The sequence below is a fragment of the Chryseobacterium viscerum genome, from assembly GCF_025949665.1.
GTDB classification, from domain to species: domain Bacteria; phylum Bacteroidota; class Bacteroidia; order Flavobacteriales; family Weeksellaceae; genus Chryseobacterium; species Chryseobacterium viscerum_A.
This window is the reverse complement of record NZ_JAPDFT010000001.1, coordinates 2,469,075-2,492,451: the sequence shown is the minus strand read 5'-3', so window position 1 is coordinate 2,492,451 and position 23,377 is coordinate 2,469,075. Positions and strand designations below refer to the sequence as shown.

The following is a 23,377-nucleotide window of genomic DNA, read 5'->3' as shown; positions in this document are numbered from 1 at the left end:
TGTTTGATTTTTTTTGCGAGCCAAAGGCGGAGCAATCTCTTAATGATCTTAATTCTACATGTTAAAACATTTCCTCAATCTGCTGCATCAGTTTTTTAATCGAATAGGGCTTAGTTACGTAAGCATCAGCGCCCATTTCCAGTCCTCTTTCAATATCTCTTGGATTGTTTTTGGCACTTAGAAAAATCACTTTGGTGTCTTTCAGTTTTTCATCCTGTTTAATGAGGTCTAGGGTACTGTACCCATCAAGATTAGGCATCATAATATCAAGAAGGATCACGTCCGGAACCATTGTTTTAAGAAATTCAAGGACTTCTGTTCCGTCACGGGCAATATAGACATCGTATCCGTTTTTCTTAAAGCTGTATTCTAACGACATTAATATTTTGTGTTCGTCATCCGCAATGATTATCTTTCTCATAAGAAGGTTTTAATGGTGTTCAACTTCATCTGTAATCTCTTTTTTAGTTTTCGGGAATGCTTATGGTGAAAGTTACGCCCAGTCCGCTGTTTTCTGCTTTTATACTTCCTCCGTGTGCCTGTACAATTTTTTTGGAAATGGCCAGTCCCAGTCCGCTTCCTGTAGGCTTTAAAATATTTTGGTTTTTCGACTGATAAAACTTGTCAAAAATCATTTCCAGATCCTCTTCCGGAATGTGTTTTCCGGTATTGAATATGGTGATGGTGAGCTGATTGTCTTTTTTTAATAATTTGGTCTGGATTGTTCCCTGTTCTTCTGTGAATTTTAAAGCATTTCCCCAGATATTCTGAAACAGCTGAATCATTCTCGCTTCATCATATTCAAATATAAAATGATTCAGGAGATTAACTTCACTTAAATGAATATTTTTCTGCTGTATCAGGTGTAGAAGTGGATTTAGTGCTTTTTTATAAGTTTCAATAATATTATTTTCCTGAATATGTAATGAGATTTCACCATGCTGTAATTTGTCCAGATAAAGAATATCGTTGATGATTTCACTCAATCTGTCAGATTCTGTAACGATGTTGTTTAAAAATTCCTGTTTGATGTCAAAAGGAATATCGTCATCATCGGCTAAAATTTCTCCGGCAGAGCGAATGGCGGTGATGGGAGTTCTCAATTCGTGGGCGACAGAGTCCAGAAAGTCGTCTTTTTGACGGTCTTTGACAATCAGACTTTCGTTGGCGGTTCGTAGATCATCCGAAAGTTTCTGCAGTTCCTCAGATTGCTCGGTAAGTTTTTTATTTAAACTGATGTTTTCTTTTGATTCTTCAAGGATGTTTAAAACCTCTTTTAAAGATATTTTATCTTCTTTGGTTACCCCTTCGATCAATATTTTTGCTGAAGCCGTACCAATTCTTCCTGCTAAAAGATTTTCTGAGAATTTGATAAATCTTGAGTCAGCTGTTTCCGTTTTGGAATCTATGTTATATTTTAAATTAAAAATTCGGAGTGCCTGCTCTGTTTTATTTTTGCCTAAAAAACGTTCAAGAATATTCTGTATGTCTGAAATATAGGCTGTTCCACGCCAGATAAAAGCATTTTCATGATTTTGAATATACTTGTCTATATCTACATAAAGTTCTGCAAAGTTTCTTTCACGGTAGTTTCCTTTAGAGCTTACGGAAATAATGGTAAACAGGCTTATATTTACGAGCATCGACCAGAAAAAGATTTGCGGAATTCTTCCCAGATAAGGAATGGTGAAAAAGCCGAAAGCGTCATACATATCCCTGATTACCCCTTTGAACTCCTGGTTGTACGAAAAATAATACTGCGGAATAATCAGCCCGAAATAACAGATCACTAATCCGGCTAAAAGTCCTGTAACAACACCTTTGTAACTTCCTCTTCTCCAGAATAAGGCTCCGAAAAATGCAGGAGCAAGTTGTGCAATCACCACAAATGAAATCAATCCTACAGAATCCAGTGAGGTTTTCAGAATGAAATACTTATAGAAGGCAAAGGCCATAATAATCAGTGCAAAAATGCTGAATTTTCTGATATTGGTAATACTTCTTGTATTTTTTTCTTCACTTTCAGATTTCAATTTTCCAAGCAATCCATATGGAATGATGAGGTTGTTGGAAAGCATAATCGAGAGAGTGATGGCAGAGATAATGATCATGGAAATGCATGAGCTCAATCCACCAAGAAAAACAAGCACTGTGATTAAGGTATTATCAAAATGCTGTGGGATCAGAATAGAGTAGAACTCAGGATTTACTTTCTGTCCGTCAAAAATCAACCTTCCTCCCCAGGCAATCGGGAAAATAAAAACAGTAAAAATCAAAAGATAAAGCGGGAAAAACCAGATGGCTGTTCTGATGTGCTTCTCCTGTCTGTTCTCAACAATTGCGGTGTGGAACTGTCTGGGTAAAATGCAGATCGCCGTAGCGGAAATCATACATAAAATCATCCAATTCAGAGCACCTTCAATCCCGTTGAATGTGTTTTTTTCTTTAAAATCTTCAAACTTACTGGCTTTCTCATAAATATCTGAGAATCCATCGAAGGCATAATAAATCACAAAAAGTCCGAGAATAATAATAAAGAACAGTTTTAAAAAGCTTTCCAGAGCAATGGCAGAAATAATTCCCAGACGTTTTTCAGAGGCGTCCACATATCGGGTTCCGTAATAAGAGGAAAATAAGGCAATTAAAACCACCACAAAAGTTGCATTATCGGTCAGAATATCTTTGGACATCGGAGTTTCCGTCACTAAGTGGAAGGTTTCCGAAATGGCTTTGATTTGCAGTCCAATATATGGTACGATTGCCAGAAGACAGACTATGGTAATGATAGCACTCAGACTTCTGCTGTTACCATATCTCAAAGAAATAAAATCAGCAAGACTGCTTATTTTATTAACCCTTGAAATCCTTACAATCCGGGTATTGATATAGATCCATGCCGGAATAATCATAATAGGGCCAATGTAAATCGGCAGGTAGTTTAATCCGCTTGTAGCTGCCACACCAATACTTCCATAATACGTCCAGGCGGTACAATATACTGCAAGAGACAAAGCGTAGATGTAAGGATTGTTGATCCATATCTTACTCCTTTTCTTCTCTGCCAGATAAGCAACTAAGAAAAGAAGAGCGAGGTAAAACAGAACGACAAAAAACAACGCAAAACTACTCATCATGCCTTTTTACAATTACAAAAGAAATCACAATGGAAATCATCCAGACTGTAAACAGGTAGATAAGCATCATAGGATAACCTAAAACTTCCTTTTCACTGTTGAAAAGTAATGAAATAGGAATGCTGAAAGCAATCATAAGTCCTACGCTCAGTATGATAAGTTTTTGCTCATGTCTCTTTTTCATAATTATCTTAGTTCTTTACTGAAGCATACTGCTTCTTCACGTCCGGTGTAAATTCCATAATTTTCAATAACCTTATATCCCTTTTTCAGATAAAACTTCACTGCATTATCATTTTTTTTACGGGTTTCCAGGTAAATGTATTTGTAGTCAAATTGTTTTGCTGCTATTTCTAATGCTGAGAGAATCTTTCCGCCTAGTCCCATGTTTTTTTCCAGAGAAAACATGCGTTTAACTTCACATATCTCCGGTGAGAGAGGGCGAAAACCTCCGCAGGCAATAGCTTTTTCATCACTTACAGCAATTAAAAACAAAGCTTTCTCCTGAGTAAAGTCGTCAAGGTTTGCGCTTTTGCTTCCACTCTCACCAGAGACTGTAATAAGAGAAGTATTTAATCTGTGGATTAGATCAATAACCCTTTTATCTTCGGAGGGGATGGGAATTGCTTTAATTGTGATGTCCATTTTTTTATTTTCTAATAATTGATAACAGATAATTGATGAATGTGACATTCATCAATTATCTGTTTTATATTGATTTTAAATTTTATCGTCAGAATATTCTCCTTTTAAGGCATAGTAACCGAAAATGACCATTCCGCCCGAGATAATCGGCATCAATACAAAGAGAATGATGATGCCGAAAACAAGGTCTTCCTGTTTTCCGGATGTTATTTTCGGGATTCCCAATACTGTAATTCCGAAATAACCTACAATTACTGCAATTGCAATCCAGACAATGCCTAATATTTTTTTTAGTCCGTTCATTTTAGTAGTTTTAAAATTAATAAAAATTTGAGTGATTCAGTACCTAATCGTGAAGATTATTGTTCTTATTTTTAAGATAAAATAATCCGATGATCAAACATACTGCGGCAACTCCAATTGGATACCAAAGTCCTTCCAGATACCATGTCGCATGTCCCGCTTCTTTTCCGGTGGTTACCAGATAAGTTGCTACTGCCGGAAGAAGTCCTCCGAATACTCCGTTTCCGATGTGATAAGGTAATGACATTGAGGTATAACGAATTCTCACAGGGAACATTTCAACAAGGAAAGCTGCGATAGGTCCATATACCATGGTTACAAATATCACCTGGATGAATACAAGAAAGACCAGATACCACTTGGTATTATCACTTAACTTTAAACTTTGAGAAACTTTGGCTTCTTCCGGTTTGCCGTCTTTCATAACAGCTCCAGCAGGTGACCAGTGCACGATACTGTCTTTTTTGATTAAAGTTCCGTCTGTATAAAGAGTTTCTTTGTGAAAAGTGACCAGACTGTCTGTCGCAATATCACTATGGATTTTTGCAGTTCTTTTTTCTGTAATTCCATTCGCTGCAATCGTTTTATTTTCAAGGTTTACACTTTTGAACATACTGTCGTAAATAGGTCTGTAAGCTAAAATAGCAACCAGCATTCCGGTCATCATTACAGCTTTTCGCCCTATTTTATCAGACAGCCATCCGAAGAATACAAAGAATGGAGTTCCTAAAAATAAAGCGGTAGCCATCAATGAATCCACCTGTGCAGACTCTACGTTCATTACCTTTTGCAGGAAACTCATAGCGTAGAACTGACCCGTATACCAGATTACCCCTTGTCCCATTGCAGCTCCGAATAAGGCCAATAACACAAACTTGAAATTGTATTTATTTCCAAAGCTTTCTTTTAAAGGATTTTTGGATGTTTTTCCCTCGCTTTTAGCCTTAGCAAAAAGTGGAGATTCTTTCATGTTTTTTCTGATGATATAAGAAACGGCTACCATTAAAATGGAAATCCAGAAAGGGACTCTCCATCCCCAATTGTCAAATTCTTCTGCAGAAAGGGTTGATTTTGTGATTAGAATAACGATCAGTGAAATGAAAAGTCCGGCTGTTGCGGTAGTCTGAATCCATGAAGTCCAGTAACCTCTTCGGTGAGGCTGTGCATATTCTGCAACATAAGTAGCAGCGCCTCCGTATTCGCCTCCCAGAGCAAGACCCTGAAGCAATCTTAAAATTAAAACTAAAACCGGGGCCATAAATCCAATGGTTTTATAACTTGGAATACACCCGATCAGGAAAGTAGAAAATCCCATGATCAGTAAAGTAACAAGGAAAGTGTATTTTCTTCCGATGATATCTCCCAATCTTCCGAAAAATAAAGCTCCGAAAGGTCTTACAACAAATCCGGCAGCAAATGTGGCCAGGGTGGATAAAAATGCAGCGGTAGGATTATCAGCAGGGAAAAATTTGGTTGCTAAAACTATAGCTAAACTTCCGAAGATGTAGAAGTCATACCATTCTATCAGTGTTCCGAGTGATGACGCGGTGATCACGCTCCAGATGGTGCGGTTTTTCTGCCTGTCAGTCATATTTTCGTAGCTTTCGTGATGATTTTCGCTCATATAGATTAGTTTTTGATATTAGTGGAATAGGATATTAATTTGATTTTTTTGAACCGTTAAGGACTTTATGATTAAGTTCACTGCTTTGGGGTTATTTCAATCATTCTGAATGAAATGTAATGAAGAATCTCATGTGTGTCTGGCTGTTAGTAAGATTCTTCCTCCGTCAGAATGACAAGAGTCAAATTATTTGAATTTTGGGAACGTATCCTTAATTCATCTTACAATCTTTATTTTTCTTAATAGTTTAAATTTTACAAGTAGATTTGAAACTGTACAATAAATTCCCCTTTAGAAGAAGGACTTTCGGTAGGACTTGTATAAACAGGTCGTGTTGAATATTGAGTAGTGATTTTCGCATGATGTCCGTCTATAAACCAATTGGCTCCTACATCAAACTGTGAGGAAGATTTATCGAAAGCCTCAAAACTTTTGTGAGTATAGGCTGCAAAAGGCTGTATTCTGATTTTTGGCTTTTCTGCTTGACTTGGTAATAGCAAACCTGCCTGTGCATAGATAATATTACCTGTCCCGATGGTTGGTTGCAGGTTTCCTGGTCCTGCGATGGCTTTATTTCCGATGAAATTGGGATCTGAAGCTGCGATATTCATTGTTCCCAGATTTCTTACATAGTTTGGCCCGAAATTGTAGTTATAATATCCTGCATAAGCAGAAACGGCCATTTTGTTTTTCGCTTCTCCCAAAGGAATATCTGCAAAAGTATCTACTGCAAAAAGAGTAATGTCATGCTTCTCAATGTTTGAGTTTACAGAAGTTCTTGTTCCGTCTGCCTGATGATAGAAACCGGCTCCTATATTGAAGACTTTCTTTGTTCCCAGATAAGATCCCACTTTGTATGGAAGCGTGTTTGATTCCTCATCAAGGAACTGATATTCCACATATCCCGCTTTTGAAAAACTGGGATTTCCATTGTTGTCTACTGCAACAGCTTTTGAAGGATCTGTTACATTTACAGGGATAAGATCTGTTGCAAAAGGTTTGTTTAAACTGAAACGATATTCCAGTTTACCGTATTTACCTTTCGCAAACATTCCCAGCTGCCTCGCAAATTGGTCCGAGTTATCAATCAAAGGCCATGAAAAAACGGGAGAATCTAATGTGAGAAAATTAAGTGTAGAAGCCATCGTCATGCGGGAAAGTCCCATGTAGTAATGAAGTCCTGCTCCTAAAGATAAACTGAATTTTCCCGCTTCTCCAGGTAAAATAACTGCATATTCGTTCCAGGCATCATGAAAAAATAACTGGGTTTTCTTTCCGTTTCCGTAACCTCCTGTACCGGAAGTACCTGTGGCTCCACCATTGATGAAGGTTTGGTTGTTGATTCCGAAATGAAGGAGGATCATGTATCTTTTAGAGACTTGTGCATAGGCTAAAGCGCGTAATCGCCTGTTTCCTATACTCCAGGAGTTGTCTGTGGGCTCACTGCCTACCATACTTCCGGGATTCATAGAGGTGTTTCTCAGCCAAAGCTGGTCCCATAAAATAAATCGGACGAATTTATCACCATCCGGGTTGAGGTTTATTTTTAAGCCATTGCCATAATCAGGAGAACCTTGTGAGTATACAGAACTGCTGATTAAAGCTAATCCAATGAATGTGAGTAATTTCTTCATAAATTATCAATTTTTGGCGTTGTTTTTTGTGAATGCCAAATTGTAATTAATAATTTATTTATGAAAATTTAATATATATTAGTGGTAATAGTATATATATGATGTGAATAATATGTCAAATGTATTATTTATCAGTCTATTATCTCTTAGTCTAATGCACTCATTTTTCTACTTATTTCTTAAATCTTTCCCACTTGATCAACATATACTTATCAGCAAACTGAGTAATAATAATCCCCGAATTTTTAATGTTTTCTTCCTGAGCAATATACTCAATGAGCTCGTTCTGCTTTAATATTTTATAAACAGGATGGAATTCGGAGTGGGGAGGTCTTGTAATATTGTATTTTTTAATCCAAGAGCTTATCGTAACGTGCGAAACTCCGATAATCCTTTCAATTTCGCGGTAGCTGAGTCCTTCCAGATACAGCTGAAGTGCCTTGGTGACATAATAATCATCAATCTGTTTTCCCAGTTTTTTAACGGTGAAATAATATTTGCAGTCTTTACAGTGGAAGCGTTGTTTTTCATTGATAATGCCGCTTTTTACTACTTTGGTACTGTTGCATTTAGGACACGTATTTTCCATAACTATATTATTTTAGCAAATATATAATAAATTAGCAAATGTATATTTTTCTATAAAGATAATTTTACCTGTATAAATTTTTAAAACAAAAAAAATATCTTTTTTATTTGGATTTAAAAGAAATTATATTTTAAATTTGCCAAAAAAATTAGATAAATAAATGGAAATAGAAATTTCCTCATGCGAACATCTAATGTATGTGAGTGAAATACAGCAGGAAATGTACGATTCTGCACAGCGCAGAGGAACGGGAATCGCAAAACGTTCCATAGAATATTTGAGTAAGAAGATTTCAGAAGGCAATGCTGTGATAGCTACTGAAAACGGTGAATGGGTAGGTTTCTGTTATATAGAGACCTGGTCACATGGGAAGTTTGTGGCCAATTCGGGACTGATTGTGTCACCGAAATTCAGGAACGGGGGAGTAGCAACTCAGATCAAGCAGAGAGTTTTCCAATTATCTAGAGATAAATATCCGGATGCGAAAGTATTTGGACTAACAACAGGTTTGGCAGTGATGAAAATCAATAGCGATTTAGGCTATAAACCGGTTATCTATTCTGAACTGACTCAGGATGAGGAATTCTGGAACGGCTGCAAGAACTGTGTGAATTATGAGATTTTAATGATGAAGGAACGCAAAAACTGTCTGTGTACAGCCATGTTATTTGTTCCTGAAAACGATAAAAAAAAAGATGAGGTAGTGCGTAATCTGCCTGAAACTAAATATAATGAAATGAGCCAAACCGATTTTGGGTATTCTGCACAAAATTCCGTTGGTGAGTTCCATTCGATAATTAATAAAATTAAAAGAAGTCCAGATGAAAAAGAAAGTCATCTTAGCGTTTAGCGGAGGTTTAGATACTTCCTACTGTGCTAAATATCTTAGTGAAACACTAGGATATGATGTATATGCAGTTACTGTAAATACCGGAGGTTTTTCAAAAGAAGAGGAAAAAGAATTGGAAAGAAAAGCTTTAAACCTTGGAGTAAAAGAATACAGGTGTGTAGACGCTCAGGAAGATTATTATAATTCATGTGTGAAATATTTGATTTTCGGGAATGTACTGAAAAATAATACGTATCCTCTTTCTGTAAGTGCTGAACGTACTATTCAGGCGCAGGAAATTGCAAAATATGCGATTGAAGTAAAAGCAGATGCTATTGCTCACGGAAGTACAGGAGCTGGAAACGATCAGGTTCGTTTTGACTTGATTTTCCAGGTGATGTGTCCGAATATTGAAATCATTACACCAATTCGCGATATGGCTTTATCTCGTGAAGAAGAAATTGAGTTTTTGAAAGGACACGGTTATGAAATGGAATTCCAGAAAGCTCAATATTCTGTCAATAAAGGACTTTGGGGAACATCAGTAGGAGGAAAGGAAACTTTAACTTCAAGAAATTATCTTCCGGAAGAAGCTTTTCCGTCTCAAATCAAAGAAACTAAGCCTTCAGAACTGGAGATCGAGTTTAAAAGCGGAGAAGTAGTAGCAGTAAACGGAGAAAGCTTTGAACATTCAGTATATGCTATTCAAAAAATAGAAACATTGGCTTCAGCATATGGAATCGGTCGTGATATTCACGTTGGTGATACGATTGTAGGGATTAAAGGACGAGTAGGATTTGAAGCTGCTGCAGCATCGGTAATCATCAAAGCCCATCATTTATTAGAAAAGCATACCCTTTCAAAATATCAGCAAATGATGAAATCCCAGTTGTCAGATTGGTATGGAAACTGGCTTCACGAGGCACTTTTCTTAGATCCTGTGATGAGAAATATTGAGTCTTTCTTAGTGGATTCTCAGAAAACAGTAAGTGGAAAAGTATTTGTCACCCTTCATCCTTACAGATTTATTCTTAATGGAATTGAATCTGATCATGATCTGATGTCTGATAAATTCGGAAGTTATGGAGAAGCTAACAGAGCATGGACCGGAGATGATGTGAAAGGTTATACAAAGATTGTAAGTAATTCTTTAAATATATACCACCAGATTAACCAAAATATCAACTAGTTCCGAAGGGACGATTTAATGAAAGGCAGAACAAAATTCTGTCAGAATCAAAATGAAGAAAACAGTAGGAATCATTGGTGCCAACGGTTATACAGGAAGTGAGCTGATACGCTTACTGGCTTTTCATCCCCATGTGACATTGAGTTTTTTATATAGTCGTTCGAATTCGGGAACAAGAATTTCGGATCTGTACCCGGATTTAACGACAGTTTGTGAAATGGTTTTGACAGATAAACCTGAAGACGTAGATATTCTTTTTCTGTGCCTTCCCCATAAAGAAAGTCAAAACTGGCTAACTCAAAATCCTGTTAAAGATGAAACGTTGGTTATAGATCTTGGAAATGATTTCCGTTTAGAAGGAAATTTCGGAAACAGAGATTTTATCTACGGATTACCGGAAATCAATAAAAAACAACTGGCAGGTGCAAAAAGTATTGCGAACCCGGGATGTTTTGCAACAGCCATTCAATTGGCCTTATTGCCATTAGCAGAAAAAGGAGCATTAAGTGAAGTTTTTACCACAGGGATTACAGGTTCTACAGGAGCCGGACAGTCTTTGCAGGCTACCACTCATTTTACCTGGAGAAATGATAATGTCTCAGCATATAAAACATTAGCTCATCAGCATGTAGATGAGATTTTGCAGCAGCTGGTTTTATTTAATAATAAAGAAATAAACCTGAATTTTGTTCCATGGAGAGGAGATTTTGCAAGAGGAATTTTTACAAGTTCCACCATGAAGACTGATTGGGAGCTGGAGGAAATAGAACAATGGTATCAGGATTTTTATGCAGAGGAGCCTTTCGTTACAGTCAGTAGCAGGGCAATTGATTTAAAGCAGGTTGTCAATACCAATCGCTGTGTGATTCAGATTGAAAAGAGTGGAAATGTTGTCGTTATTCACTCAGCGATTGACAATTTGTTAAAAGGTGCTTCAGGACAGGCCGTTCAGAATATGAATCTGGCGATGAACTGGGAAGAAAATGCAGGATTGAACCTGAAACCGATAGCATTCTAATTTATTAATAAGGTAGAAGGTTGCAGATGATAGGTTGCAGTAGTGCGAAGAATAACTTTTAGACCTGCAAGCTTTCAGCCATCAACCATCAAACTAACAACTAGCAACAAAAATGAATTTATTCAACGTATATCCATTATTCAACATAAATCCGGTAAAAGCTCAGGGATCTTTTCTTTGGGATGATAAAGGAGAGCAATATCTTGATTTTTACGGAGGTCATGCTGTGATTTCTATTGGTCATAATCATCCACATTATCAAAACAAGCTAAAGGATCAGCTGGAAAAAATATCTTTCTATTCCAACTCTGTTCAGAATGAATTACAGGTTGAACTGGCGGAAAAGCTGGGGAAACTTTCAGGATATGAGGATTATAATCTTTTCTTATGTAATTCCGGAGCTGAGGCGAATGAAAATGCATTGAAGCTGGCTTCTTTTCATAACGGAAAAAGCAAAGTGCTTTATTTTTCGGGTTCATTCCACGGAAGAACTTCTGCAGCGGTTTCGGTAACTGATAATCCGAAGATTGTTGCTCCGGTTAACTTCTCTGAAAGATTTATCAAATCAGAATGGAACGATTTGCAGCAGCTTGAAGAGACCTTTGAAAAATTTGGAAGTGAAATTTCTTCCGTTATCATCGAAGGAATTCAGGGAGTAGGAGGAATTATGATTCCAACACCGGAATTTTTATCTAAAATCAAAGAACTGTGCAAAAAATATGACGCTGTTCTTATTTTGGATGAAGTTCAGTCCGGATATGGAAGAAGCGGATATTTCTTTGCCCACCAGGAATTTGGAGTAGAAGCAGATATTATTACTACAGCTAAAGGAATGGGGAACGGATTTCCTGTGGGGGGAGTTTTGATCCATCCTAAATTCCAGGCAAGCAACGGTTTGCTGGGAACTACATTCGGAGGGAATCATTTGGCTTGTGCAGCTTCAATTGCTGTTCTGGATGTTATGAAAGATGAAAACCTTATCGAAAACGCTCAACAGATGGGCGAATATATTGAAAATGAAATTAAAGATTTACCACATATTAAATCCATCCGAAGGAAAGGATTGATGATCGGAATAGAACTCGATAGAGACTGTTCGGAAGTAAGGAAAAGCTTATTGTTCGATCATCATATTTTCACAGGAAACTCGAATGATAAAACAGTATTAAGGATTCTTCCGGCACTCAATATCAAAAAAGAGGAAACAGATATTTTCATCAATGCTTTGAAAGCAGTGCTTGGGAATATTTAAAAGGCAATATGGCGAAATAGCAAAAAGGTTAAAAAGCTTTAACGCAACGTTTGTTATTCTGAATGTAACGAAGAGAAATGAAGAATCTCTTAAAATATAACAATGCAAGATTCTTCCTTCGTCAGAATGACAAAAACAAACGTCAATTGCTGAGTGAAACGCCCTTGCGAACGAAAAAAGCATCAATGAAAAGCGTTGCGCCCTTGCGTTAAAACTCTCAAAAATGTGTAAACAAAATCTTTAAAATTAATTAAAATGAAAAATTTTACCTCTGTAAGTGATGTAGAAAACTTACAGGAAATCATAAAAAAAGCTTTACAGATAAAAGCAGACCCGCTTACTGAAACAGAAAAAGGAAAGGGGAAAACAATTGGACTTGTATTTTTAAATTCAAGCCTGAGAACCCGTCTGAGCAGTCAGATAGCAGCTCAAAATCTAGGGTTGAATGTATTGACACTAAATGCAGCACAGGAAGCCTGGAATCTTGAATTTGCTGACGGAGCTGTGATGAACGGTGATACTGTAGAACATATCAAAGATGCAATTGAGGTTTTAAACCAATATTGCGACATCATTGCAGTACGTTGTTTTGCAGGAATGAAGAGTAAAGAAGACGATGTGAATGAAAGTATCTTAAGTCAGTTTGAAAAACATGCAAAAGTTCCTGTCATTTCATTAGAATCAGCTACTCGCCACCCGCTGCAAAGTTTGGCAGACTGTATCACCATTACAGAAAACTGGAAAAAAGATTATAAACCTAAAGTGGTACTGACCTGGGCACCGCACATCAAGCCTATTGCCCATGCTGTTGGGAATTCTTTCGCAGAATGGATGCAGGAAATGGATGTGGAATTGGTAATTACCAATCCCGAAGGGTATGATTTAGATAAAAACTTCACAAAAGATGTAACAGTAATTCATGATCAGGATGAAGCGTTGAAAAATGCGGATTTTGTTTATGTAAAAAACTGGTCTTCTTTTGATGATTATGCAGCAATGCCTGAAGTAAAAGGCGACTGGATGCTTACCAATGAAAAATTAGCACATACCAATGACGCAAAAGTAATGCACTGTCTTCCGGTGCGTCGTAATGTGGAATTGAGTGATGAAGTTATGGATGGAGATCATTCTATCATCTACCAGCAGGCAAAAAACCGAATTTTCTCAGCACAAGCTGTATTCAGTGAAATTTTAGATGAATTAAAAGCTTAAAATAATCCTTGTCAAGGTTCAAAACCTTAACAAGGATGAAAAAGGATCCCAAAAAGTTGACAAATGAAAGAAAAGTTATACATCATAAAAATTGGAGGAGCTTTAATTGATGATGAAGAATTATTAACCCAATTCTTAGAACAATTTTCTGAAATCCAGGAAAAGAAAATTCTTGTACACGGTGGTGGAAAATTGGCTACAACACTTGCTGATAAACTGGGGATTGAGCAGAAAATGATCAACGGAAGGAGGATTACAGATAAAGAGACATTGGATATTGTAACGATGGTGTATGCGGGAGGAATCAATAAAAATATTGTTGAGAAACTGCAGCATAAAAAATGCAATGCTATAGGATTTTCTGGGGCTGATGGAAACTTAATTAAGGCTAAAAAAAGAGAACATCCTGAAATTGATTTCGGATTTGTAGGGGATATCAGTAAGAAAAGTGTGAATAGGAAGCTGGTTTCAAAGCTCATGAAACTCAATCTTGTTCCGGTGTTTTCAGCGATTACCCACGATAGAAAAGGAAATCTTTTCAATACCAATGCAGATACTATTGCTTCTGTGATGGCGCAGGCTCTTTCGGAGAAATATGAAGTTGAATTGTTATACTGTTTTGATAAAGAAGGAGTCTTAGAAGATGTCAATGATCCTGAATCAGTCATTAAAAGTGTAACTGAGGAAGATTTCACCACATTAAAAGAAGAAGGAAAGCTTCACAAAGGGATTTTACCCAAACTTGAAAATGCTCTTGGAGCCATAAAAAATAATGTAGATAAAGTGTTTCTGATCAAAGAAACAGAATTGAAAAACCATATAGAAAATCATCATGCAGGAACTGAAATCTGTTTATAATAAAGAAGAGCTATTGAATAATGCGGTCGGATTGCTTAAAAATTTGATTGAGATTCCTTCATTTAGTAAAGATGAGTTTAATACTTCGGTGGAAATTGAGAATTTTTTCAAAAAGCACCAGATTCCTACCAAACGTTTTAAAAACAATATCTGGTCGGTAAATAAACATTTTGATGTTTTTAAGCCTTCCATTTTACTGAATACACATCATGATACAGTAAAGCCTAATAAAGCTTATACGCTGGATCCGTTCATTCCTATTGAAAAGGATGGAAAACTGTTCGGATTGGGAAGTAATGATGCAGGTGCTTCTTTGGTTTCTATGGCACAGGTTTTTTTACATTTTTATAATAAAGAAGATTTAAAATATAATTTAGTTATTGCTTTGACGGCAGAGGAGGAGATCTCAGGATTTGATGGGATAGAAGCCTTGTTTCCGCAGCTACCCAACGTAGAACTCGCCATTGTAGGAGAACCCACGCAGATGAATCTGGCGATTGCAGAAAAAGGACTTCTTGTGATAGATGGAGAAATGAAAGGTACTCCTTCTCATGCCGCTCATCCTAATGATGATAATTCTATTGTAAAATGTATGCAGGATCTGCAGAATATCCTTGACTTTAAATTTCCAAAGGTTTCAGAATACCTGGGAGAAGTTAAGGTTACTTTATCCGGAATTCATGCAGGTGTACAGCATAACGTTGTTCCGGAATCATGCTGTTTCACACTGGATGTAAGAGTGACAGATGAATATTCTAATCAGGAAGCATTCGATATTATTCAGTCTCAGATGAAATCTACATTAACGGCAAGATCGTTCAGGCTAAATTCTTCAAAGATCGAAATGGATCATCCATTCGTAAAAGCAGGAATTGAAATTGGAAGGACAACTTACGGTTCACCTACCTCTTCAGACCAGGCGATTATTCCATGTACATCCGTGAAACTGGGACCTGGAGACAGTAGGCGCTCTCACACAGCAGATGAATTTATCTATATCCAGGAAATAGAAGAAGGAATAGAAATCTACATCAGAATTTTAGAAAAAGTGTTATAAATAATGGAAGATGGGTGTAGGAAGAGGAAAGTTATTAGCTTCCAGCCTCCAGCCTCAGGCTTCCAGCTCAATATATGTTTTGACTCCGCCCGGCAGGCATTGAAGTTTAGTTTTTAATAAGATTTATGCAAAAAGAAAATTAGAAATGAAAGCTTTACATAAGGAAATGTTTTTTTATAGTTAATAGTAATAAGGATTGCCTTGCTGGGCATGTCAAAACCCATCAGTATTTTAAATCAGAATATTATGAAAAAAATATGGCAGAAGGATGACCTTGCCACCAATATATTAGTCAATAACTTTACAGTCGGTAAAGATCTTGACTTTGATGAACGTTTAGCGAAATATGATGTGAAAGGTTCTATGGCACATTGCAAAATGCTGGCAGAAACCGGAATTATCACTCAGGAAGAATCAGAACAGATGTTATTTGTTTTGAATACTATTTTAAATAAAATTGAAGAAGGTAGTTTTGAAATTGATAAAGATGCTGAGGATATCCATTCTCAGGTAGAAGCCATTCTCATTGAAGAATTAGGAGATACAGGAAAGAAAATCCATACGGCAAGATCCCGGAATGATCAGGTTTTACTGGATATAAAATTGTACTTACTGGATGAAATCCGTGAGATCACTGCTCTTACTGATGAGTTTTTCCAGATTTTAATTCAATTGGCAGATCAGCATAAAAATGTTCTGCTTCCGGGATATACCCATTTGCAGATTGCAATGCCTTCATCATTCGGATTGTGGTTCGGAGCTTATGCAGAAGCGCTTTTAGACGATGTGGAAATGCTGTTTTCGGTAAAGAATATCATCAATAAAAATCCATTAGGATCAGCAGCTGGTTATGGTTCATCTTTCCCGATCAATCGTGAAAGTACCACTTATAATCTGGGCTTCCAGTCGATGAATTATAACTCGGTGTATGCTCAGATGACCCGTGGAAAGTCAGAAAAAATGTTATCAATGGCAATGGCAACTTTAGCTGGAACACTTGGGAAGTTTGCTTATGATGTTTGCTTGTATCTGAGTCAGAATTTTGATTTTATCAGCTTTCCAAAGGAATTTACTACAGGAAGCAGTATTATGCCTCATAAAAAGAATCCGGATATCTTTGAGCTGGTTCGTGCACGATGCAACAGAATTCAGTCACTTCCGAACGAATTGATTCTTTTGACAAACAATCTGCCTTCCGGATATCACAGAGATGTACAGCTTACGAAAGAAATACTTTTTCCGGCAATAGATTCTTTAAAAGAATGTCTGGAAATTCTAAGTTATACTTTACCGAATATTAAGGTAAAAGACGGAATTCTGGAAGATGAAAAGTACAAATATCTGTTCAGTGTAGAAAAGATTAATGAAGAAGTGAAAAATGGAAGTTCATTCCGTGATGCTTATGTGAAAGTAGGACAGGAGATCGAAAACAATGAGTTTGAATTTGAATCTGGAAATCTTGAACATACCCATCAGGGAAGTATCGGCAATCTTTGTCTGGATAAAATAGAATATCAGTTCAATAAGCTGAAAAATAAATTATTGGGTTAGAATCTAAGCCATTAAGGTCATTAAAAACTTAGGCAAAAATCAGTGGAAATTCTAAAATTATTTTAGCCTGCTGTCTTTTCGTTGTGAAAGCCTTAATCTTAAATCTTATCTGCTTAAGTGATCTTAATGGTTTGATTTTACTCTGCTCTTTGAATTTGATGATTGATAAATTGAACCATTAAGGAATATAAAGGTTTTAAGGTAAGTTAAGAAGATACCTATTTTTTAGCTGCAATGTTTTAAAATTCGCTTGCGAATTATTTAATTATTCTTCACCTCTTAAAATCTCTTAATGGTTTAAAATAGAAGGATTATTCCAGATCAATTTTAAACTTGGTAGATTTTTTTACCTCATGAAGTACAATGGAGCTATGGTATTGTCCAATGTTGGGAAGATTTGAAATTACACTCACCGCAAACTCATTATAAGAATTGATGTCTTTTGCGATAATTTTCAGCATATAATCATATTCTCCGGAAAGGCTGGTGATTTCCTGAACTTCATCGTATTTGGAAATATTGTCCTCAAAGGTCTCCAATACTTTTTTGGATTGTTCCTTAAGACGTACATTACAATAAACGATAATATTAAGTCCCAGTTTTTCACGGTTTAAAAGACCAACGTATTTTTCAATGATCCCATGTTTCTCCAATTGTTTGATTCGCTCATACGTAGGAGTAAAGGTAAGACCTATCTTTTCGGAAATTTCTTTTACCGATAATGTAGAGTCTTCCTGAATAATACTGAGAATCATTTTGTCTTTTAAATCCATAGAATAAGGTTGTGTGTTAACAAAAATATTAATTTTAAATGAGAATAAGGAAAGACTGAAGTTTTTAATTTATTTTAAACATAATTTTTGTAGGTTCATAAAATTGTTGTATCTTTGCACCTAATGAATAAAAAAGCATTTATATCATTAGATTTACCGGGCGAAAGCGCCCTTTACGATATTTATTGTTATTAAGCGAAGATAGTTGTCTTCGCTTTTTTTATGCCCAAAAATTAGAATTATGTTTACGATTACAGAACTAAGCACCGAGAGAATCAACAGTATACTGACAGAAGCAATGGCTTTTGCAAATGGTAAAACTGCTAAAATTGAAGGAGAAGTTTTTTGCTCAAACCTTTTCTTCGAAGACAGTACAAGAACGAAAACAAGTTTTGATCTTGCAGAAAGAAAACTGGGACTTCAGGTAGTTCCTTTTGATGCATCACACAGTTCAGTAAACAAAGGTGAGAGTCTTTATGACACCGTAAAGACGATTGAAAGTATAGGAGTAAATCTTGTGGTGATCCGTGATAAGAAAGACAGATACTTCGAGGAACTGAAAAATATTAAAATTCCGGTAATCAACGGAGGAGACGGTACAGGAAACCATCCTTCACAATGTATGCTGGATCTGATGACCATCTACCAGGAATTTGGAAAGTTCGAAGGACTGAAGGTAGGAATTGTAGGAGATGTAAAGCACAGCCGCGTTGCCAACTCAAATGCAGAAGCATTAAGAAGGTTAGGAGCTAAAGTATACTTCTCAGGGCCGGAACAGTGGTTTGACGAAGGAGCTCTGATCAACGGAACGTATATGTCAGTAGATGAGCTGATTGCGGAAGTGGATGTTCTGATGTTATTAAGAATCCAACATGAAAGACATGATGATGCAATGAGCTTCACTGCCTCAGAATATCACAGAAGATATGGACTGACTAAAGAAAGAGAACAAGCCATGAAAAAAGAAGCAATCATCATGCATCCGGCTCCGATTAACAGAGGAGTGGAGATAGATTCAGATCTTGTAGAATGTGAAAGATCAAGAGTCTTCAAACAAATGCAGAATGGGGTATTCGCAAGAATGGCCATTTTAAAAGAAGCGCTGGAAGAAAAAGGGTTTACCTTTAAATAAGTTGTAAAAAGTAAAATGTGAAAAGTATTCATGAATACATTAGTACATGAATACATTGTACAAGAAAAAAATAATAGAAAATCTAATTTTTAAAAATGAAGAAAAAATTAATACTGGAGTCCGGTGAAGTGTTTCATGGAGAAGGTTTCGGAGCAGAGTTGGAAACTGCAGGGGAAGTAGTTTTCAATACCGGAATGACCGGATATCAGGAATTGATTTCTGACCCGTCGTATTGTGGTCAGATAGTTTGTATGACCTATCCGCTTATCGGAAATTATGGTATTAACCGTGATGATTATGAAAGTATTGAGCCGGCCATCAAAGGGCTTATCGTCAAAGAACTTTGCGATCTTCCTTCCAATTTCCGTACTCAGATTACTTTAGATGAATTATTTAAAAAGAAAAACCTTTCAGGAATTTCAGGAATTGATACAAGAAGACTGACAAGAATTCTTCGTAACTCCGGAGTGGTGAAAGGAAAAATTGTAAATGCTGATGCCGATGAAAATGCAGTAGCTGCAGAACTGAAATCAACAAATTTCCCAACTAATCAGGTAGAAGAGGTTTCTACAAAAACACCTTATGCTAACCCTAACAGAGGTTTCAAAGTGGTACTGGTAGACTTCGGTGCAAAACTGGGAATTATCAGAGAGTTATCTCAAAGAAACTGTGATATTATTGTGGTTTCTCATGATACTACAGCAGAAGAAATCCTATTGATGAATCCGGACGGAATTATGCTGTCAAACGGTCCTGGTGACCCGGAAGATGTACCACACGCATTGGATATGATCAGAGGATTATTAGGAAAAGTTCCAATCTTCGGAATCTGTTTAGGACACCAGTTAATTGGTCTTGCTTGTGGAGCAAAAACTTTCAAACTGAAATTCGGACACAGAGGAGGAAACCACCCGGTATTGGATCTGGAGAAAAATACAGTTGCCATTACTTCTCAAAACCATGGATATGCGGTAGATCAGGAAAGCTTAAAAGGAACAGACCTTATCGAAACTCATATTGCATTAAACGACAGAACCAACGAAGGATTAAAACACAAAATCCACCCTTGTTTCTCTGTTCAGTATCACCCTGAAGCGAGCCCTGGCCCGGAAGATGCAAACTACCTGTTTGATGAGTTCATTCAAATGATGGAGGACTTTAAAAAGTAACACGACTATCTGTCATTCTGAAAGAAGCGAAAGCGGAGTGAAGAATCTCAACAATAAAGTTAGATTCCTCGATTCCTCGGAATGACAAAATACAATCGTAAGTCTTATAAAAGTAAAAATACGAAGTTTAAGAATTTTGATTCTTGACTCTAATAAAAAAAGAAAAATGGCAAAACGTACAGATATAAAAACAATTTTAGTAATCGGTTCAGGACCTATCATCATTGGTCAGGCAGCTGAATTTGATTACGCAGGAACGCAGGCTTGTCTGTCTTTGAAAGAAGAAGGTTACAAGGTAATTTTGATCAACTCAAACCCTGCAACAATTATGACAGATGTGGAAATCGCTGATAAAGTATATATTGAGCCGATTTCATTACAGTTTGTAAGCCACATCATCAGAAAAGAGCGTCCTGACGCATTATTACCAACACTGGGAGGTCAGACGGGGCTTAACATGGCGGTGGAATTGGAAAAATCAGGAATTCTTGAAGAATGCAAAGTGGAAGTACTGGGAACGAAACTTTCTGCAATCAACAGAGCAGAAGACAGAGACCTTTTCCGTGAGTTGATGAGAGAATTGAACGAGCCGGTACCGGAATCTGATATCGTAAATACGGTAGAAGGGGCACTTGCTTTCGCAGATGAAATCGGTTATCCTGTAATTGTTCGCCCTGCCTTTACAATGGGAGGAACAGGTGGAGGTATTGCTTCCACAGAAGTTGAATTGAAAGAAATTGCCGAATTAGGACTAAAGCATAGCCCGGTTACCCAATGTTTGATTGAAAAATCAATTGCTGGTTTCAAAGAAATAGAATATGAAGTAATGCGTGATGCAAACGACAATGCCATTGTGGTTTGTAACATGGAAAATATTGATCCGGTAGGAGTTCATACAGGAGACTCTATTGTAGTAGCGCCTTCTCAGACGCTTTCAGACAGAGAGTATCAATTGCTGAGAAATGCTTCATTAAAGATCATCAGAGCTTTAGGAATTGAAGGAGGATGTAACGTACAGTTAGCTTTAGATCCGCATTCATTCGAATATTATATCATCGAAGTAAACCCGAGAGTTTCCCGTTCATCAGCTTTAGCAAGTAAGGCAACAGGATACCCGATTGCAAAAATTGCTGCAAAAATTGCTGTAGGATTAACGCTTGATGAGATCATGAATCCGGTAACAGGAAAAACATATGCATGTTTTGAGCCGGCTCTTGATTATGTGGTAACAAAATTCCCAAGATTCCCATTCGATAAATTTGAAACTGCAGACAGAAGACTTTCTACTCAGATGAAAGCAACTGGTGAAGTAATGGCTATCGGAAGAAACCTTGAAGAATCTTTACAGAAAGCCATCCGTTCATTAGAAACAGGAATCAAACATTTAGGATTAAAAACAAAACAAGCTGAGGCACTTACTGCTGAGGAAATCGAAAGAAGAATCAGAGTATGTGATGATGAGAGATTATTCATCATCGGAGATGCTTTAAGAAGAGGATATGATTGGGAACAGATTGTAGAATGGAGTAAAATTGACAAATTCTTCATCTGGAAACTGAAAAAGCTTGTTGACTTCGAGAAAGTAATCGCTGCCAACAAATTTGATAAAGAAACATTAATTGAAGCTAAGAGATTAGGTTTCGCAGATATCAACATTGCAGTTCTTTGGGATGTAAAAGAGCGTGAGATTTTCAACTTTAGAAAAGAAAACGGAATAATGCCGGTTTTCAAAATGGTAGATACTTGTGCTGCTGAATTTGAAAGTGAAACCCCTTATTTCTACGGAACTTACGAAGAAGAGAACGAAAGTGTTGTTTCAGACAAAGAAAAGATCATCGTACTTGGTTCAGGACCTATCAGAATCGGACAGGGAGTTGAGTTTGACTACGCTACTGTTCACTCAGTATGGGCGATCAAAGAAATGGGTTATGAAGCGATTATCATCAACAACAACCCTGAAACTGTTTCTACAGACTTCTCCATCTCAGATAAACTATACTTCGAGCCGCTTACAGAAGAAGATGTAATGAACATCATCGAGCTTGAAAAACCTAAAGGAGTAGTAGTACAGTTCGGAGGACAGACCGCAATCAACCTTGCAGATAAATTAGCCTCTCACGGAGTACAGATCTTAGGAACTTCACTGGAAGATCTTGACAGAGCTGAAAACAGAGATAAATTTGAAAAAGCACTTCAGGAGCTGGGTATTCCTCAACCAAAAGGAAGAACTTCAACTTCGAAAGAAGAAGCTATAAAAATTGCTAACGAGATCGGTTACCCGGTATTGGTACGTCCAAGCTACGTTCTTGGAGGTAGAGCAATGGAAATTGTATACGCAGAAGCAGAGCTGGCTCACTACATGGAAAATGCGGTGGAAGCAAGCCCGGAACACCCTGTATTGGTTGACAAGTACATGGTAGGAAAGGAGATTGAGGTAGATGCCATCTGCGACGGTGAAACTGTAGTGATTCCTGGAATTATGGAGCATATTGAAAGAGCAGGAGTTCACTCCGGAGATTCAATCGCAGTATATCCACCACAGAATATCTCTCAGAGCGAGATTGACACTTTGGTAGACTATACACAAAGGCTGGCAAAAGGATTGAAGGTTATTGGATTAATGAACATCCAGTACGTCCTTTTTGAAGGAAATGTATATGTGATCGAAGTAAACCCTCGTTCTTCAAGAACAGTTCCTTTCTTATCTAAAATTACAGAAGTTCCAATGGCAAACCTTGCAACAAAGGCAATCCTGGGACAAAAACTGAAAGATTTAGGATATAAAAACGGATTGGTTCCAAACAAAGAAGGAGTATTTGTAAAAGTACCGGTATTCTCTTTCTCTAAACTAACGAAAGTTGATATCTCTCTAGGCCCTGAAATGAAGTCTACAGGAGAAGTTATGGGGAAAGATACGACCCTTGAAAAAGCACTTTATAAAGGATTGGTAGCAGCTGGAAGAAAAGTTCCTATGCACGGTTCTATCCTTTTCACAGTAGCAGATAAGCACAAAGAGGAGGCAGCAGCGCTTGCAGCAAGATTCCATGAAGTAGGATTCAGAATCTGGGCTACGGAAGGGACAGCGAAGTTCTTCGGAGAAAAAGGAATTCCTTGCAAAATCGGATACAAAATAGGAGAAGAAAGTGTAAATCTTATTGACCTGATCCAGAAAGGAAAAGTTCAGTATGTTGTGAATACCACTACAAAAGGTAAACAGGCTGAAAGAGACGGATTCCAGATCAGAAGAATGAGCGTGGAAAACGGTGTTCCTTGTTTGACTTCAATGGATACAGTAGAAGCGATCTTAAAAGTAATCGAAAGCATGAGCTTCAAAATGGAGACGATGTAATTTCGAGCTATAATAAATATTGTAAACCTCATAGATTTCAAAAATCTATGAGGTTTTAT

Annotated in this window: 20 protein-coding genes; 11 read left to right on the top strand and 9 right to left on the bottom strand. The window is 37.1% G+C overall.

Features of this window, described 5'->3' with window-relative positions; genetic code table 11:
• Positions 1-61: 61 nt before the first annotated feature.
• The 8 genes from OL225_RS11310 to OL225_RS11275 form a co-directional block, all read right to left on the bottom strand.
• Positions 62-421 carry a response regulator transcription factor gene (locus OL225_RS11310; protein WP_264518319.1) on the bottom strand — a complete coding sequence of 120 codons (360 nt, stop codon included), beginning with the start codon at positions 419-421 and terminating at the stop codon, positions 62-64.
• Between the two features lie 43 nt (positions 422-464).
• The gene (locus OL225_RS11305) at positions 465-3,134 is read right to left on the bottom strand and encodes an ATP-binding protein (protein ID WP_319800578.1); all 2,670 of its coding nucleotides are present in this window, start codon (positions 3,132-3,134) and stop codon (positions 465-467) included.
• Positions 3,124-3,318 carry a hypothetical protein gene (locus tag OL225_RS11300; RefSeq protein ID WP_047376760.1) on the bottom strand — a complete coding sequence of 65 codons (195 nt, stop codon included), beginning with the start codon at positions 3,316-3,318 and terminating at the stop codon, positions 3,124-3,126. Before OL225_RS11300 ends, OL225_RS11305 begins: the two co-directional genes overlap by 11 nt.
• Before the next feature lie 2 nt (positions 3,319-3,320).
• Positions 3,321-3,779 carry a GNAT family N-acetyltransferase gene (locus OL225_RS11295; RefSeq protein ID WP_052184674.1) on the bottom strand — a complete coding sequence of 153 codons (459 nt, stop codon included), beginning with the start codon at positions 3,777-3,779 and terminating at the stop codon, positions 3,321-3,323.
• A gap of 75 nt (positions 3,780-3,854) precedes the next feature.
• Positions 3,855-4,082 (bottom strand): DUF6814 family protein, encoded by a 228-nt coding sequence (locus OL225_RS11290; protein ID WP_264518318.1) that lies wholly within the window; start codon positions 4,080-4,082, stop codon positions 3,855-3,857.
• 43 nt (positions 4,083-4,125) lie between these two features.
• Positions 4,126-5,706 carry an MFS transporter gene (locus OL225_RS11285; protein WP_264518317.1) on the bottom strand — a complete coding sequence of 527 codons (1,581 nt, stop codon included), beginning with the start codon at positions 5,704-5,706 and terminating at the stop codon, positions 4,126-4,128.
• A 254-nt stretch (positions 5,707-5,960) separates the two neighbouring features.
• Positions 5,961-7,340 carry a porin gene (locus OL225_RS11280; protein WP_264518316.1) on the bottom strand — a complete coding sequence of 460 codons (1,380 nt, stop codon included), beginning with the start codon at positions 7,338-7,340 and terminating at the stop codon, positions 5,961-5,963.
• A 172-nt stretch (positions 7,341-7,512) separates the two neighbouring features.
• Positions 7,513-7,929 (bottom strand): helix-turn-helix domain-containing protein, encoded by a 417-nt coding sequence (locus tag OL225_RS11275; protein ID WP_047376757.1) that lies wholly within the window; start codon positions 7,927-7,929, stop codon positions 7,513-7,515.
• A 160-nt stretch (positions 7,930-8,089) separates the two neighbouring features.
• On the opposite strand from OL225_RS11275, the gene OL225_RS11270 reads away from it, so the two are divergent.
• The 8 genes from OL225_RS11270 to argH all read left to right on the top strand — a co-directional run bounded on the left by OL225_RS11270 (position 8,090) and on the right by argH (position 16,895).
• Positions 8,090-8,779 carry a GNAT family N-acetyltransferase gene (locus tag OL225_RS11270; protein WP_264518315.1) on the top strand — a complete coding sequence of 230 codons (690 nt, stop codon included), beginning with the start codon at positions 8,090-8,092 and terminating at the stop codon, positions 8,777-8,779.
• Positions 8,751-9,947 (top strand): argininosuccinate synthase, encoded by a 1,197-nt coding sequence (locus tag OL225_RS11265; protein ID WP_047376755.1) that lies wholly within the window; start codon positions 8,751-8,753, stop codon positions 9,945-9,947. The genes OL225_RS11270 and OL225_RS11265 overlap by 29 nt, the downstream gene beginning before the upstream one ends.
• 52 nt (positions 9,948-9,999) lie before the next feature.
• Positions 10,000-10,965, top strand: a complete 966-nt coding sequence (gene argC / locus OL225_RS11260; RefSeq protein ID WP_264518314.1) for an N-acetyl-gamma-glutamyl-phosphate reductase — start codon at positions 10,000-10,002, stop codon at positions 10,963-10,965.
• Between the two features lie 112 nt (positions 10,966-11,077).
• The gene (locus tag OL225_RS11255; protein ID WP_264518313.1) at positions 11,078-12,217 is read left to right on the top strand and encodes an aspartate aminotransferase family protein; all 1,140 of its coding nucleotides are present in this window, start codon (positions 11,078-11,080) and stop codon (positions 12,215-12,217) included.
• A gap of 255 nt (positions 12,218-12,472) precedes the next feature.
• Complete coding sequence (locus tag OL225_RS11250) at positions 12,473-13,429, top strand: N-acetylornithine carbamoyltransferase (protein ID WP_264518312.1); 957 nt, start codon at positions 12,473-12,475, stop codon at positions 13,427-13,429.
• Positions 13,430-13,492: 63 nt separating this feature from the next.
• Positions 13,493-14,287: an acetylglutamate kinase gene (gene argB / locus OL225_RS11245; protein WP_105701627.1), complete on the top strand. Its 795-nt coding sequence runs from the start codon at positions 13,493-13,495 to the stop codon at positions 14,285-14,287.
• Positions 14,262-15,344: a M20 family metallo-hydrolase gene (locus OL225_RS11240; protein WP_105701628.1), complete on the top strand. Its 1,083-nt coding sequence runs from the start codon at positions 14,262-14,264 to the stop codon at positions 15,342-15,344. The genes argB and OL225_RS11240 overlap by 26 nt, the downstream gene beginning before the upstream one ends.
• A gap of 246 nt (positions 15,345-15,590) precedes the next feature.
• Positions 15,591-16,895 (top strand): argininosuccinate lyase, encoded by a 1,305-nt coding sequence (argH, locus tag OL225_RS11235; RefSeq protein WP_105701672.1) that lies wholly within the window; start codon positions 15,591-15,593, stop codon positions 16,893-16,895.
• Between the two features lie 311 nt (positions 16,896-17,206).
• Here argH and OL225_RS11230 read toward each other — a convergent pair whose 3' ends face one another.
• Positions 17,207-17,668: an Lrp/AsnC family transcriptional regulator gene (locus tag OL225_RS11230; RefSeq protein ID WP_105701629.1), complete on the bottom strand. Its 462-nt coding sequence runs from the start codon at positions 17,666-17,668 to the stop codon at positions 17,207-17,209.
• A gap of 241 nt (positions 17,669-17,909) precedes the next feature.
• Between OL225_RS11230 and OL225_RS11225 the strand changes: the two genes are divergently transcribed.
• The 3 genes from OL225_RS11225 (at position 17,910) to carB (ending at position 23,318) form a co-directional block, all read left to right on the top strand.
• A complete protein-coding gene (locus OL225_RS11225) occupies positions 17,910-18,800 on the top strand; it encodes an aspartate carbamoyltransferase catalytic subunit (RefSeq protein ID WP_319800577.1) in 891 nt (296 codons plus the stop codon).
• A 95-nt stretch (positions 18,801-18,895) separates the two neighbouring features.
• On the top strand, positions 18,896-19,969 hold the full coding sequence (locus OL225_RS11220; protein ID WP_047376747.1) for a carbamoyl phosphate synthase small subunit: 1,074 nt from the start codon (positions 18,896-18,898) through the stop codon (positions 19,967-19,969).
• A gap of 166 nt (positions 19,970-20,135) precedes the next feature.
• Positions 20,136-23,318, top strand: coding sequence for a carbamoyl-phosphate synthase large subunit (carB, locus tag OL225_RS11215; protein WP_047376746.1), 3,183 nt, complete (start codon positions 20,136-20,138; stop codon positions 23,316-23,318).
• Positions 23,319-23,377: the final 59 nt, after the last annotated feature.